The following is a 13,083-nucleotide window of genomic DNA, read 5'->3' on the forward strand; positions in this document are numbered from 1 at the left end:
TGAAGCCCGGGAGAATCAGAGTATGAGCGTCCGCATCGGAACGCGCGGCAGCCTGCTGGCTGTCACCCAGTCCCAGCAGGTGGCCGACCGGCTGGCCGCCGTCGGCGGTTTTGAGACCGAGCTGGTCCGCATCAAGACCGACGGCGACGTGCTGACCGGTCCGCTGTCCCAGATGGGCGGCACGGGCGTCTTCGCCGTCGCCCTGCGGGACGCACTGCTCGTGGAGCAGTGCGATGTGGCCGTCCACTCCCTCAAGGACCTCCCGACGGCAGCCATCCCGGGCCTCGCCATCGCGGCCGTCCCGGCACGTGAGGACGTCCGTGACGTGCTCTGCGCCCGGGACGGGCTCACGCTTGCGACCCTGCCACAGGGCGCGAAGGTGGGCACGGGATCCCCGCGCCGGGCCGCCCAGCTGCTGCTGGCGCGCCCGGACTTGGCGGTCGTGGACATCCGGGGCAATGTGGACACGCGCCTGGGCCGTGTTCCCGGCCTGCCCGGCAACGCCGAGGACGCCCCCGGCGACCTCGACGCCGTCGTGCTCGCCGCCTCGGGTCTGAAGCGACTGAGCCGCACGGACGTCATCAGCGAGTACCTGGAGACCTCCGTCATGCTCCCGGCGCCAGGTCAGGGTGCGCTGGCCGTCGAGACCCGCGCCGCGGACGCGCCGCAGCACGAGTCCCAGACGTCCTCGCCGGAGGTCCTGACGCAGGCGCTCGCAGCGATCGACGACGCCGACTCGCGCCTCGCGGTGACCGCGGAGCGTGCGCTGCTGGCCCGGCTCGAGGCGGGCTGCGCGGCCCCGGTGGGCGCGCACGCCTACCGCAAGGGGAGCTTTCTGCACCTGGAGGCCGTGGTCTGCGCGAACGACGGGTCACGTCATGAACGCCGCGCCAAGGCGAGCGACCTCTTCACCGAGGTCGGGGCGACCCTGCTGGGCATCGAACTGGCCGAGGAGCTCCTCGCCGCCGGGGTGGCGGACTTTGCCGACCTCGGCTGACGCTCTTCCCCTCACCGGACGGTCCGTGCTCCTCACCCGGAGCCCGGACCGGGCCGGTGGCATGGCGTCCGCCCTTCGCAGTGCCGGGGCGGACGTTCTGCTGCTGCCGCTCATCGACTTCGAGGCCGTGGCCGAGCCGTCCGTGGTCATCGACGCCACGGAGCGCGCGGTGGCGGGGGAGTACGACTGGCTGGTGGTCAGCAGCATCACCACGGTCCGGGCTCTTGCCCAGTACCTCGGTGACGGCCGCCTGAACGCGCTGGCCTCGGCTCCGTTGAAGGTGGCGACCATCGGCCCGAGCTCGCGCCGTATTCTTGAGGACCTCGGCTTCACCGTGGACCTGGCCCCGGAGGACCGGCAGTCCGCCGAAGGGCTCCTGGAGCTGTGGACGGCGAACGGCATGCGCGCCAGCAGGCAGAGGATTCTTCTGCCGCAGGCGGACATCGCCGGCACAGTCCTTTCGGACGGCCTGAGGTCCGCCGGGAACACCGTGGACGCCGTCACGGCCTATCACACGGTCGACTACCCGGCCCGGGACGAGCGTCGCCTGACCGCCACGCTGCCCGGTGCGTCGGCCGACGTCCCCGACGCTGGACTCCTCGGCCCCGCGGCTGCCCGCAGCGCCGACGCGGCCGGCCGGATCGACGTCGTCGTGGCCGCCTCGCCGAGCGCCGCCCGCGCCGTCGTCGACCGGCTCGGCGTCCCGCACGCGCGTTTCGTGGCGATCGGGCCGAGCACCGCGGCCGAAGCCGAAAGGCTCGGCCTGACCGTGGCCGTCGTCGCGGCCACCCCCACACCCAAGGGAATCGTCGACGCCGCCATCGCGGCGCTGAACAGCTGATCATCCAGGAGAAGAAGCCATGGAACTCTCACACCGTCCCCGCCGCCTGCGCACCACCCCCGCCCTGCGCCGCCTGGTCGCCGAGCACCGGCTGTCCCCGTCGGAGCTGATCCTGCCCGCCTTCATCCGCGAGGGCCTGAGCGAGCCGGCGCCCATCACCTCGATGCCCGGCGTCGTGCAGCACACCACGGAGACGCTCAAGCGCGCCGCGGCCGAGGCCGTGGAGCTGGGCGTGGGCGGCATCATGCTGTTCGGAGTCCCCGAGGTGCGCGACGCCGAGGGCACCGCGAGTCTGGACCCGGACGGGGTGCTGAACAAGGCCATCCGTGACGTGCGTGCCGAGGTGGGCGACGAGCTGGTGATCATGAGCGATGTCTGCCTGGACGAGTTCACCGATCACGGCCACTGCGGCGTGCTCGACGCCGAAGGACGTGTGGACAACGACCGCACCGTGGAGATCTACGCGAAGATGGCTGTGGCGCAGGCCGAGGCCGGCGCGCACGTGTTGGGCCCGTCCGGCATGATGGACGGCCAGATCGCGCCGATGCGCGCCGCGCTGGACGCCGCCGGGTTCCAGGATGTCTCGATCCTCGCCTACGCCGCCAAGTACGCCTCCGCGTTCTACGGCCCGTTCCGCGAGGCTGTGGATTCGCAGCTCAAGGGCGACCGCCGCACCTATCAGATGGACGCCGCCAACCGCCGCGAGGCGATCCTGGAGGTCCAGCTGGACCTGGAGGAGGGCGCGGACATGGTCATGGTCAAGCCGGCGATGAGCTACCTGGACATCCTGGCCGACGTCGCCGAGATGAGCCCCGTGCCCGTGGCCGCTTACCAGATCTCCGGTGAGTACGCCATGATCGAGGCGGCCGCAGCGAACGGCTGGATCAACCGTGAAGCCGCAATCCGCGAGTCGGTCCTGAGCATCAAGCGGGCCGGTGCCAACATGGTGCTGAGCTACTGGGCGAGCGAGCTCGCCGGGTGGCTCCGCCAGGACTGACGGCGGAGCCGGGCTGGCGAAGCCAGTTGGATTCGCACGGGACACTGACTTCTTTCAACGGTTGCAGCCATCGCGTCCAGGCGCCAAGCGCGACCGGCTGAACGCGTTCTTCGTCAGTGGATCCAAATACACTGTTAGCTGGTACACATCACCGACTTCGGAGACTCCATGACAGACCTGTCCGCGCTCACTTCTGATGAGTTGCAACTTTTGAACGTTGTCCCCATTGACGGGAGCACCATTGGAAACCAGAGAGCTCGTGAGACCGTTGGCTTGGGCGAGGATCTCTACTTTACGGTTCGAAATGGATTGATCGAGAAGGGGCTGATCGTCAAGGGTCAAGGCCGGGGAGGCACGATCCGTCGTGTTCTTGAAGTAGTCGCGGAGCCCGACGCGGTGGTGAGCCCAATCGCCGATACCGCCACGGTCGTCATTGAGACGGTTCGTGAAGACGCCCTCTACGAGCCGATTCTTGGCGTGCTTCGTGGTGCTTGGACGAGGGACCGACAGCTGCTTCCTCTTGACTTTGAAATCACAGCTCGGCAAGGGCGTCGGTCTACGGGAGGAACTTGGTCCCGCCCAGATCTGGTGTCCGTCGAGATCAAGACCTATGAGTACGTTCCGGGGAAGTTCCTCGAAGTCACTACCTTCGAAGTCAAACCTGCTGATGCGATTGATGTACAGGCCGTATATGAGGCGTTGGCGCATCGACGCTCATCGACCCATGCCTACGTGCTCCTGCACATCCCCCAGGAAGAAGTGACAGTTTTGGAGGACTCGGTTCGAAATGTTCGCCTTGTAGCCCGCTCGCACGGTATCGGAGTGATCACCATTCAGGACCCAGCGGACTACAACACGTGGGAGGAACTGGAAGAGGCCCAACGCGTCGAGCCAGATCCAGAGCGTCTCAATCAATTCATCGAGACCCAACTCAGTGAGAAGCTCCGTAAGAAGATTGCCAGAACGTTGCGCTGAGGGGTGCGCGGCAGTCGGGCGGCGCTGATGGGGAATGAATCCGGCAGTGTACGAGTTTTCATGCGTATGCATACGGATTCCGCGAACTCGCTCCTGATCGGCGTCGACACCTTCGGCGACGTCACTCTCCACGACGATGGCACCCCCAAGTCCCACCCGGAGGTGCTGCGCGACGTCGTGGCCGAGGGAGTCCTGGCCGATCAGGTGGGCCTGCACAGCTTCGGCGTGGGGGAGCATCACCGCAAGGACTTCGCGGTGTCCGCGCCCGACGTCGTCCTCGCGGCGATCGCCGGGAAGACCGAGAACATCCGCCTCGCCTCCGCGGTCACGGTGCTGTCCTCGGACGACCCCATCCGCGTGTTCCAGCGCTTCTCCACCCTGCACGCCCTCTCCAACGGCCGCGCCGAGGTGGTCCTGGGACGCGGTTCCTTCATCGAGTCCTTCCCGCTGTTCGGCTACGACCTGGAGGACTATGAGGTCCTCTTCGAGGAACGCCTGGCCCTGTTCGACAAGGCCCGCTCGCAGAAGCCCATCCACTGGGAGGGCCGGACCCGCGGCCCGATCCGCGGGCTCATGGCCTACCCCCAGCTGGAGGAGGGGCTGCTGCCGGTCTCGGTCGGCGTCGGCGGCAGTCCGCAGTCCGTGGTCCGCGCGGCCAGCTACGGCTACCCGCTGACCCTGGCCATCATCGGCGGCGAACCCGCCCGCTTCCGTCCCTACGCGGACCTCTACTACAAGTCCCTGGAGCAGCACGGCAAGGAATGGCAGCCGCTGTCCGTGCACTCGCCGGGCCACGTCGCGGACACCGACGAACAGGCCCAGGAGGAGTTCTTCCCGCACTGGCTGGCTACCCGCAACCGCCTCGGCTCCGAGCGCGGCTGGGGCGCCGGCAGCCGTATCGAGTTCAACGAGCAGGTGGCCGCACACGGCGCCCTGTACGTCGGCTCCCCGGAGACCGTGGCCAAGAAGATCGCCGCCACTGCCAAGAAGCTGAAGCTGCAGCGCTTCGATCTGAAGTACTCCAACGGCACCCTGCCGCACTCGTCGATGATGAAGAGCATCGAGCTGCTGGGGACCAAGGTTTCGCCGCTGGTTGACGACATGCTGTCGTAGTCCAAGGGCTCTTCGGAGTGGGAGAATGGACCCATGACCCACTCCGAAGAGCTCTTTGCCCGCGCCCAGAAACTCATGCCCGGCGGCGTGAACTCGCCCGTGAGGGCCTTCGGATCCGTGGGCGGCACCCCGCGCTTCATGGCGGGCGCCAAGGGCGCCTACCTGTACGACGCCGACGGCCAGGAATACGTCGACCTGGTCTGCTCCTGGGGCCCGGCCTTGCTCGGCCACGCCCACCCGGCCGTCCTGGACGCCGTGCACGCCGCAGTGGACCGTGGCTTGTCCTTCGGCGCCTCCACCGAGGATGAGGGCCGCCTGGCCCAGCTGGTCATGGACCGCGTCCCCGCCGTCGAGCGCATCCGCATGGTCTCCACCGGCACCGAGGCCACCATGACCGCCATCCGCCTGGCCCGCGGCTTCACCGGCCGTGAACTGGTCATCAAGTTCGCCGGCTGCTACCACGGCCACGTCGACTCCCTCCTGGCCGCCGCCGGTTCCGGTCTGGCCACCCTGGCCCTGCCCGGCAGCGCGGGTGTCACCGAGGCGACCGCCTCCCAGACCCTGGTCCTGCCGTACAACGACCTGGCCGCCGTCGAGGCCGTGTTCGCCGCCCACCCGGGCCGCATCGCCGCCGTCATCACTGAGGCCGCCCCTGCCAACATGGGCGTGGTCACCCCGGGCGAAGGCTTCAACGCCGGCCTGCGCCGGATCACCGAAGCCAACGGCGCCCTGCTCATCCTGGACGAGGTCCTCACCGGCTTCCGCACCGGCTGGGCCGGCTACTGGGGCCTTACCGGCGCCACCGAGGGCTGGGCACCGGACCTGTTCACCTTCGGCAAGGTGATCGGCGGCGGCCTGCCCACCGCCGCGCTCGGCGGCCGCGCCGAGGTCATGGATCACCTGGCTCCTCTCGGCCCGGTCTACCAGGCCGGCACCCTGTCCGGTAACCCGGTGGCCATGGCCGCCGGTGTCGCCACGCTGACCCACGCCACCGCCGACGTCTACGCCACCGTGGACGCACGCTCCCTGGAACTGTCCGCAGCATTGTCCTCCGCCCTGGACGCCGAGGGTGTGGACCACTCCATCCAGCGCGCCGGGAACCTGTTCTCCGTCGCGTTCGGCACCTCCGAAGCCGGTGTGCACAACTACGATCAGGCCCAGGCCCAGGAGGCGCACCGCTACGCGCCGTTCTTCCACTCGATGCTGGACTCGGGCGTCTACCTGCCGCCGAGCGTCTTCGAGGCGTGGTTCCTCTCCGCCGCCCACGACGACGCGGCCATGGAGCGCATCGCCTCCGCACTTCCCGCCGCTGCCAAGGCCGCCGCGGCGGCCTGAGCCGATGAACTGAGGAGGCTGCCGTGAGCGGGCGTAGCCAGGCAGGACGTGATCGGACCGGGCACCGGAAGGCGGCGACGGCGGGAGCAGTGCTCCTGGCGCTGCTGTCCAGCCTGGCCGGCTGTTCCTGTCAGGCCCAGTCCGCGCCGGCGCCCAGCGGCACGCCGACGCTGTCCCCGACGTCGGCGAGCCCCAGCGTCACCCCGACGCGCACGCACAGTGCCACCCCCACGCCGTCGAACACTCCAGCGCCTTCCCACGGCGTGCCCGGCCCCACGCCCACCCCACCGTCCGGCGGCCTGACCCTGCGCCAGGAGGCCGGGCAGCTGTTCCTGGTGGCGGCCAAGGCGAACGGCAGCGATCTGGGGGCCGCCTCGGCGGCACTGCAGGCCGGCGTCGGGAACTTCTACCTCAACGGGCGGACGACGGCGGGCGTCGCGGCGACCGCGGATGTGGTCGCCCAGCTGCGTGGCGCGGTGAGTTCGGCGACGCCGCTGGCGCCTCTGATCGCCTCCGATCAGGAGGGCGGCCAGGTCCAAGTGCTCCGGGGCCCGGGTTTCAGCGTCATCCCGAGCGCGCTGCAGCAAGGACAGCTGGCCCCGGCCACGCTGCGGGCGGATTCCCAGCAGTGGGGGAGCGAGCTCCGGGCCGCGGGGCTCACGATGGATCTTGCGCCGGTGCTGGACACGGTCCCGTCCGCGGCGTTCGCACCGCAGAACATCCCGATCGGCTACTACCAGCGGAACTACGGCTTCACGCCGGCCGCCGTGTCCCAGTCCGGGAACGCCTTCGCGCAGGGGATGCGTGCCGCGGGCGTGCGTCCCGTGGTCAAGCACTTCCCGGGACTGGGGCGGGTCACGGCCAATACGGACACCTCGAGCGATGTGCGTGACACTCAGACCACCCGGACGGACCCGTACCTGCAGCCGTTCCGTGACGCCGTGAACTCGGGCGTGAACTGGGTCATGGTGTCCAACGCGTTCTACGACCGCATCGACCCGGCCCGGATGGCGCCGTTCTCTCCCGTGATCATCGGCGGGATGCTCCGGCAGGACCTGGGATTCCAGGGCGTGGTGATGTCGGATGACCTGTGCTCCGCGGTGCAGCTGTCCGGCGTGAGCGTCACGGACCGGGCCATCGGCTTCCTCGAAGCGGGCGGCACCATGGCCATCTGCGCGGACAGCGGGATGGCCGTGCAGATGCTCGACGCCGTCGTGGCCCAGGCCCAGCAGGACCCCGCCTTCCGCGCGGTGGTGGAGAACGCCTTCCGGCTCGTGCAGCAGACCAAGGCCAAGGGCGCCTGAGTCTCCTTCCTTCTCCGCGAGACGGCAGCAGATCGCAGTGCGTGTCGCCGCGACTGCGATCTGCTGCCGTTCCATTGCAGGTGCCCGGGCGGCTCAGGCCAACAGGTGCTCCGCTTGCTCCACCACGAGCACCACGGCGATGACCAGCATCAGGATCCCGCTCGTGAGGGTCACTCGCTGGGCCAGCCGCGGACGGCTGCTCAGGAGGCGCCGCGCCGCGAACGCCACAACACCGTAGACCAGCATGCTGATGGCCACGTGGGACAGGCCCATCACCGTGGTCTGGGCGGCCACCGGCAAGGGCGAGGTGAGCCGGATGAACTGCGGCATGATGGCCGCGTACAGCAGGATCCCCTTCGGGTTGATGCCGCTGGTGCCCAGACCCATCAGGAACTCCCGGACACTCCGCGGCGCCGTCGCGCCCGCGAGGTCACCGGGGAGGACAGGGGCCTGACCGTTCGGGGCGTCCGCAGAGAGCCGGACGGTGCGCCAGGAGCGCACGGTCGAGACGCCGAGCCACAGCAGGTACGCTGCCCCGGCCAGCGACAGCCAGCTCACGAGCTCCGGCCGGGCTGCCAGGAGGAGGCCGAAACCGGCCGAGACCAGGACGGTGTGCAGGACGTACCCCGAGCATAGCCCGGCCACCGACGGGGCCGGGGAACCCGGGCGGAGGCCGGCGGCGATCGAATAGGCCCAATCGGCACCGGGTGTCAGGGCCAGGGTGAGGGCGATGCCGGCGAAGCCGAGGTACGGCGAGAAATCCATGGCGCAAGACTAGGGAAATCCCTGCGCGAAGTGCTCACCTTTTTCACGCCCTTTCGGCGGTGTAGGAGTAAGTTCTTCTCATGATCGATGCCATTGACAGGAAGATTTTGCGCACCCTTCAGAAGGATGGCCGGATGACCGCCACGGCGCTGGCCTCCGAAGTGGGTCTGACAGTGGCGCCGTGCCATCGGCGGCTGAAGGATCTGGAGTCCGACGGCGTCATCCGCGGCTACCGCGCGGAGGTGGACCTGGAGCGCGTGGGGCTGGGCTTCGGGGCGCTCGTGTTCGTCACGCTCCGGGAGACGTCCCAGACGACCATTCGCGCCTTCGAGGACGCCGTGGTGGCGGAGACGCAGATCGTGGAGGCGTACCGCCTCTTCGGGGACCCGGACTATCTCCTGAAGTGCGTGGCCCCGGACCTGGCCGGGTTCCAGCGCCTCTACGACGCTCATCTCGCAGCCCTGCCGGCGGTCGCGAAGCTCAGCTCCACCATCGTCATGCGCGACCTCAAGGGAGCCGGCGTCGTCCCGCTCTGACGCCCGCCGCCGTCGTGCCTCACACCCTCCGCGAAGTAACAGCTGACGCCCCTAAAACTCAGTCTTAGGGGCGTCAGCTGTTCCTTCGCGAGGGAGGAGACGGGCTCAGAGCACGTCGGAGAGGAACTTCTTCAGACGGTCTGTCTGGGGGTCGGTGAAGAGCTTCTCAGGGGAGCCGTTCTCCACCACCACGCCGCCGTCCATGAAGACCACCTGGTTGGAGACGTTGCGTGAGAAGCCCATCTCATGGGTCACCACCACCATGGTCATGCCGTCCTTGGCCAGGTCCGTCATGAGCGCCAGGACGCCCTTGACCAGCTCCGGGTCCAGGGCCGAGGTGGCCTCATCGAAGAACATGACCTCCGGCTGCATGGCCAGCGCCCGGGCGATCGCCACACGCTGCTGCTGGCCGCCGGAAAGGGTCGACGGGCGGACCTCCGCCTTGTGCTTCAGCCCCACCTTGTCCAGCTGCTCCAGCGCCTCGCTCCAGGCCTGCTCCTTGGGCAGCTTGCGGAGCTTGCGCAGCGCGAACGCGACGTTCTCGCCGACGCTCTTGTGCGGGAACAGGTTGAACTGCTGGAACACCATGCCGATGCGGCGGCGCAGCTCATCCGGGTTGTCCTTGAGCACCGAGCGGCCGTCCAGGAGGATATCGCCCTGGTCTGGCTCGATCAGGCGGTTCATGACGCGCAGCAGGGTCGACTTGCCGGAGCCGGAGGGGCCGATGACCGAGGCCGCCGTGCCCTTCTCCACATGCAGATCGATGCCGCGGAGGACCTTGTTGTGCCCGAAGGCCAGGTGCAGGTCCTTGCCGGTGAGCGAACCGGATTCGAAGTGGCTCACGAGTGGGCTCCCTTCCCGATGGGGGCGGCGGCCTCGTCCGGTTCGGGCTTCAGGGCCTTGCCGGTGCTCAGGCGCTTGTCGATGTAGTTGACCAGGTGGGTCAGGGGGATGGTCATGACGAGGTAGAAGAGCGCCGCGGCGACCAGCGGCGACTGGTTGCCGTTGTTGGCTGCGAAGTCCTGGCCGATCTGAAAGAGCTCACGCTCGTGGCTCATCAGGCCGAGGGTGAACACCAGGGAGGAATCCTTGATGAGGGCGATGAACTGGTTCATCAGGGCCGGGAGCACGCGGCGGATACCCTGCGGCACCACGATCATGCGCATCGAGGGACCGTAGCCGAAGCCCAGTGCACGGGAGGCCTCCAGCTGGCCCTTGTCCACGCTCTGGATACCGGAACGGAAGATCTCACCGATATAGGCGGCCGCCATCAGACCCAGCGCGACGATGCCCAGCGGATACGGGCTACGGGTCCCCGTGAGCTCCTTGACCAACGGGCCGAATCCGAGACCGATGACCAGGATGAGCAGGACCGCAGGCACGCCACGGAAGATATCCGTGTAGATCCGGGCGATCCAGCGGACCACGGGGGTCCGGGAGATCCCCATCATGGCCAGCAGGACGCCGAGGACGGTGCCGATCGTTCCGGAGGCGAGCGCCAGTACGATCGTGTTCAGCAGGCCGTAGGAGAACATGGTCGGCAGGACCTCACCGATGTATCCCCAGTTCAGGAAGGTGTCCGCAAGGCGGCTCCAGGCGTCCATATGACTCCTCGCTTTCAGCGGCTCAAGCCTGGACCCGTGCGGGGGTCCAGGCTTGAACGCAGGTTTTCAGTGCGGTGTGTTCCGTGGTCAGTTGCCGGCCGGAACCTTGACGGCCTTGCTGCCCGGCTTCCAGCCATCCGGCATGCGCTCGGCGGCGGTCTTGCGCTCCGGGAACCACTGTTCGACCAGCTTGGTCCAGGTCCCGTCCGCGATCACGGCGTCCAGGGCCGAGTTCAGGGCCTCCAGCAGAGCCGGGTTGTCCTTGGCGACGGCGTAGGCGGAGAAGTTCTGGGTGGCGACCTTCTTCTCCCAGATCTTGGTGTTGTCGCCCGGCTTGATCTGGCCCTCGGCCTGCTGGGACGGAGCCAGCCAGGCGTCGATCTGGTCGTTCTTCACATTGGCGTAGGCCGTGTTGTAGTCCTTGAAACGGACAGGGTCCAGGCCGAGCTGGTTGGTGACCATGTCATCCTGCACGGTGCCCTGGACCACGCCCACCCGCACGCCGGCCTTGAGGTCGGCGATGCTCTTGACCTTGCTGTCGTCCTTTGCCACCAGGGCCATGAACCCGAAGTCGTAGCCGTTGGTGAAGGCGACGGTCTTGCGGCGGGCGTCCGTGGTGGAGATCGAGGAGGACCCGACGTCGAACTGCTTGTTCTTGACCTGGGCCAGCAGGCTCTGGAACTGAGTGGAGGCGAACTGGACCTTCAGGCCCAGCTTGTCACCCATGGCCTTCAGCAGCTCGTTGTCGAAGCCGGTGAAGTTGCCGCTCTTGTCGATGAAGATGCTGGGCGGGGCGTCGGAGAGGGTGCCGACCGTGAGAGTACCGGAAGTGATCAGACCGAGCTTGGACTTGTCGATCTTGTCCAGCGCGGTGACGTCAGCGGTGGTGTACTTGTCCGGAGTCTGGGCGCCGGCCAGGGCATCAGTGGAGGTTCCGCTGGCGGACGGGGAACCCGTGCCACCGCAGGCGGCCAGGGACAGGGCCAGGGCGGCGGCGACCGCGCCGGTCTTCAGGAGCTTCCCGGTGAGTTTCACGTGGGTGGGGTGCTTTCTCTCGTGGCCGTCGCCGTGACAGGCCTGCTCGAGGAGGGCGAAGGCCACGGGATCCGGTCGTGGAAACGGCCCGTTCGGCGAGTCATAACTTGACACTCGGCACGGGCCGCGGAATGAATTTAAGTATGGCACGAGAGGGTTCAAGCCCTCATGAGTGCGTAACATTCAGACTTGACTTGCTTTTGTCGAACTTTCTTCGATCAATTCTCGAGATTCCCTGGGAATGAAGCGGCGCTCCGTGGCTATCGCTGAAGTGTTGCGAGCATGGATGGGATCCCACGATGTGTGACCTTCCTCTCACCGGGGTCGCCGCGGGGCGGGAATTCCGTCAGAAACCCCCGCGTTCCGGCTCCTCGGGCGGCAGCACCGGCCAATCGCCTTCCACGACGGCGGTGGGCTTGGTCCGGCGGAGATACGACTGGAAGTCGGCGGCCTGCGCCGCGGCCCACTCCACCTGATACCGGTGCAGCGCGGGTGCACTCATCACGATCTTGGGGAACTTCACCGCCATGGCGTCCAGGAGCCTGACGGTGGCGAGAGCGTCGGCGGCCGAGGTGTGGGCATTGTCCAGCCGCACCTTGTATTCCTCGCACAGCGCACCGAGCGTCCGGGTCCCCTTGCGGTAGCGGTCCACCTGCTTGTTGATGATGAACGGGTCCAGGACCGGGTGCCGCGTCACCTGGGGGACGCCGTAGCGCGCGCACTCCGCGGCGAGGACCGTGAAGTCATAGTTGGCGTTGAATGCCATGACCGGCACGCCGTCGTCGAACAGCGCCTGGATGGTGTTCCGCAGCTCCAGTACGACGGCGGCCGCCGGGCGGCCCTCGGCGCGCGCCTTCGCGGTGGTGATGCCGTGCACCTCGGCGGCTTCCGCGGGGATCTCCACGCCCGGGTCGGCGAGCCATTCGTGCTCCTGGGTGACCTCGCCGCGCGCGTCGACCACGATCAGCGAGGCGGTGACGATCCGCGCCGCGCGGGAGTTCTTCCCGGTGGTCTCCACGTCGAAAGCTGCTCGCGGACCGGAGTTCCAGGGCTTCTCTGTGCTCATGGCCTCAACGCTACCTGGACGGACCGACAGTGATTCCCCACGGCCTCCCGCGGTCCGCCTCCGGCGCGCTAGCCTTGCAGTCATGCGCCAGGAATACATCGACGCGGTCCGCGGCATCATCGCCATGGTCCCGCCCGGGTCCGCCGTCGCCTACAGCGACATCTCCGACCTCCTGGAGTCCGGAGGCCCCCGGCAGATCGGCTCCATCATGGCCCGGCACGCGGACGGTCTGCCCTGGTGGCGGGTCCTCAGAGCCAGTGGCGAAGCGCCGAGCGGGCACGAACGGCGCGCGTTCGAGCACTACCGGGCCGAGGGGACGCCGCTGCGCGGTGAGGTCGATGACTTCGAACGCACCGGGGAGGGACGTTGGAGGGTCGCCTTCCCGGCCGCGCGCTGGGCGCCCAGCGACGATGACTTCGCGGCCGTGGACGCGATCGCGGCCGAGCTGCACCGGGCGCTGGACGCGCCTGGGAGCCCCTGAAACGGCACCCGCGAAACTCTGTCGGGCCCCCGTG

Annotated in this window: 14 protein-coding genes; 9 read left to right on the top strand and 5 right to left on the bottom strand. The window is 68.2% G+C overall.

What is annotated here, in order from left to right; genetic code table 11:
• The first annotated feature begins 22 nt into the window (after positions 1-22).
• The 7 genes from hemC (at position 23) to Q9R02_RS08440 (ending at position 7,562) form a co-directional block, all read left to right on the top strand.
• Positions 23-997 (top strand): hydroxymethylbilane synthase, encoded by a 975-nt coding sequence (gene hemC / locus Q9R02_RS08410; RefSeq protein ID WP_305996220.1) that lies wholly within the window; start codon positions 23-25, stop codon positions 995-997.
• Between the two features lie 61 nt (positions 998-1,058).
• On the top strand, positions 1,059-1,838 hold the full coding sequence (locus Q9R02_RS08415) for a uroporphyrinogen-III synthase (RefSeq protein WP_305996221.1): 780 nt from the start codon (positions 1,059-1,061) through the stop codon (positions 1,836-1,838).
• A 19-nt stretch (positions 1,839-1,857) separates the two neighbouring features.
• Positions 1,858-2,835, top strand: a complete 978-nt coding sequence (gene hemB, locus Q9R02_RS08420) for a porphobilinogen synthase (protein WP_305996222.1) — start codon at positions 1,858-1,860, stop codon at positions 2,833-2,835.
• Positions 2,836-3,003: 168 nt separating this feature from the next.
• Complete coding sequence (locus Q9R02_RS08425) at positions 3,004-3,810, top strand: hypothetical protein (protein ID WP_305996223.1); 807 nt, start codon at positions 3,004-3,006, stop codon at positions 3,808-3,810.
• Positions 3,811-3,870: 60 nt separating this feature from the next.
• Positions 3,871-4,923, top strand: coding sequence for an LLM class flavin-dependent oxidoreductase (locus tag Q9R02_RS08430; protein WP_305996224.1), 1,053 nt, complete (start codon positions 3,871-3,873; stop codon positions 4,921-4,923).
• 33 nt (positions 4,924-4,956) lie between these two features.
• Positions 4,957-6,258, top strand: a complete 1,302-nt coding sequence (hemL, locus tag Q9R02_RS08435; RefSeq protein ID WP_305996225.1) for a glutamate-1-semialdehyde 2,1-aminomutase — start codon at positions 4,957-4,959, stop codon at positions 6,256-6,258.
• A gap of 23 nt (positions 6,259-6,281) precedes the next feature.
• Positions 6,282-7,562: a glycoside hydrolase family 3 N-terminal domain-containing protein gene (locus Q9R02_RS08440; protein WP_305996226.1), complete on the top strand. Its 1,281-nt coding sequence runs from the start codon at positions 6,282-6,284 to the stop codon at positions 7,560-7,562.
• A gap of 93 nt (positions 7,563-7,655) precedes the next feature.
• Here the strand turns inward: Q9R02_RS08440 and Q9R02_RS08445 are convergent, their stop codons facing one another.
• Positions 7,656-8,327 (bottom strand): LysE family translocator, encoded by a 672-nt coding sequence (locus Q9R02_RS08445; RefSeq protein WP_305996227.1) that lies wholly within the window; start codon positions 8,325-8,327, stop codon positions 7,656-7,658.
• Positions 8,328-8,407: 80 nt separating this feature from the next.
• Here Q9R02_RS08445 and Q9R02_RS08450 point away from each other — a divergent pair, with 80 nt between their 5' ends.
• On the top strand, positions 8,408-8,863 hold the full coding sequence (locus Q9R02_RS08450) for an Lrp/AsnC family transcriptional regulator (RefSeq protein WP_305996228.1): 456 nt from the start codon (positions 8,408-8,410) through the stop codon (positions 8,861-8,863).
• A gap of 105 nt (positions 8,864-8,968) precedes the next feature.
• Here Q9R02_RS08450 and Q9R02_RS08455 read toward each other — a convergent pair whose 3' ends face one another.
• The 4 genes from Q9R02_RS08455 to Q9R02_RS08470 form a co-directional block, all read right to left on the bottom strand.
• Positions 8,969-9,706, bottom strand: a complete 738-nt coding sequence (locus tag Q9R02_RS08455) for an amino acid ABC transporter ATP-binding protein (protein WP_305996229.1) — start codon at positions 9,704-9,706, stop codon at positions 8,969-8,971.
• Positions 9,703-10,467 carry an amino acid ABC transporter permease gene (locus Q9R02_RS08460; protein WP_305996230.1) on the bottom strand — a complete coding sequence of 255 codons (765 nt, stop codon included), beginning with the start codon at positions 10,465-10,467 and terminating at the stop codon, positions 9,703-9,705. Before Q9R02_RS08460 ends, Q9R02_RS08455 begins: the two co-directional genes overlap by 4 nt.
• A gap of 87 nt (positions 10,468-10,554) precedes the next feature.
• Complete coding sequence (locus tag Q9R02_RS08465; protein ID WP_305996339.1) at positions 10,555-11,502, bottom strand: substrate-binding periplasmic protein; 948 nt, start codon at positions 11,500-11,502, stop codon at positions 10,555-10,557.
• A 346-nt stretch (positions 11,503-11,848) separates the two neighbouring features.
• The gene (locus Q9R02_RS08470) at positions 11,849-12,568 is read right to left on the bottom strand and encodes a 3'-5' exonuclease (RefSeq protein ID WP_305996231.1); all 720 of its coding nucleotides are present in this window, start codon (positions 12,566-12,568) and stop codon (positions 11,849-11,851) included.
• Between the two features lie 82 nt (positions 12,569-12,650).
• Here Q9R02_RS08470 and Q9R02_RS08475 point away from each other — a divergent pair, with 82 nt between their 5' ends.
• Complete coding sequence (locus tag Q9R02_RS08475) at positions 12,651-13,049, top strand: MGMT family protein (RefSeq protein ID WP_305996232.1); 399 nt, start codon at positions 12,651-12,653, stop codon at positions 13,047-13,049.
• Positions 13,050-13,083: the final 34 nt, after the last annotated feature.

This window comes from Arthrobacter horti (assembly GCF_030731045.1).
Lineage (GTDB): Bacteria > Actinomycetota > Actinomycetes > Actinomycetales > Micrococcaceae > Arthrobacter_E > Arthrobacter_E nanjingensis.

Excerpts from the sequence above, each read along its gene's own strand:
- Q9R02_RS08470 (WP_305996231.1), bottom strand. The coding sequence starts at position 12,568 with ATGAGCACAGAGAAGCCCTGGAACTCCGGTCCGCGAGCAGCTTTCGAC.
- Q9R02_RS08460 (WP_305996230.1), bottom strand. The coding sequence starts at position 10,467 with ATGGACGCCTGGAGCCGCCTTGCGGACACCTTCCTGAACTGGGGATAC.
- hemB (WP_305996222.1), top strand. The coding sequence starts at position 1,858 with ATGGAACTCTCACACCGTCCCCGCCGCCTGCGCACCACCCCCGCCCTG.
- hemC (WP_305996220.1), top strand. The coding sequence starts at position 23 with ATGAGCGTCCGCATCGGAACGCGCGGCAGCCTGCTGGCTGTCACCCAG.
- Q9R02_RS08430 (WP_305996224.1), top strand. The coding sequence starts at position 3,871 with ATGCGTATGCATACGGATTCCGCGAACTCGCTCCTGATCGGCGTCGAC.
- Q9R02_RS08450 (WP_305996228.1), top strand. The coding sequence starts at position 8,408 with ATGATCGATGCCATTGACAGGAAGATTTTGCGCACCCTTCAGAAGGAT.
- Q9R02_RS08425 (WP_305996223.1), top strand. The coding sequence starts at position 3,004 with ATGACAGACCTGTCCGCGCTCACTTCTGATGAGTTGCAACTTTTGAAC.
- Q9R02_RS08415 (WP_305996221.1), top strand. The coding sequence starts at position 1,059 with ATGGCGTCCGCCCTTCGCAGTGCCGGGGCGGACGTTCTGCTGCTGCCG.
- Q9R02_RS08475 (WP_305996232.1), top strand. The coding sequence starts at position 12,651 with ATGCGCCAGGAATACATCGACGCGGTCCGCGGCATCATCGCCATGGTC.
- Q9R02_RS08445 (WP_305996227.1), bottom strand. The coding sequence starts at position 8,327 with ATGGATTTCTCGCCGTACCTCGGCTTCGCCGGCATCGCCCTCACCCTG.
- hemL (WP_305996225.1), top strand. The coding sequence starts at position 4,957 with ATGACCCACTCCGAAGAGCTCTTTGCCCGCGCCCAGAAACTCATGCCC.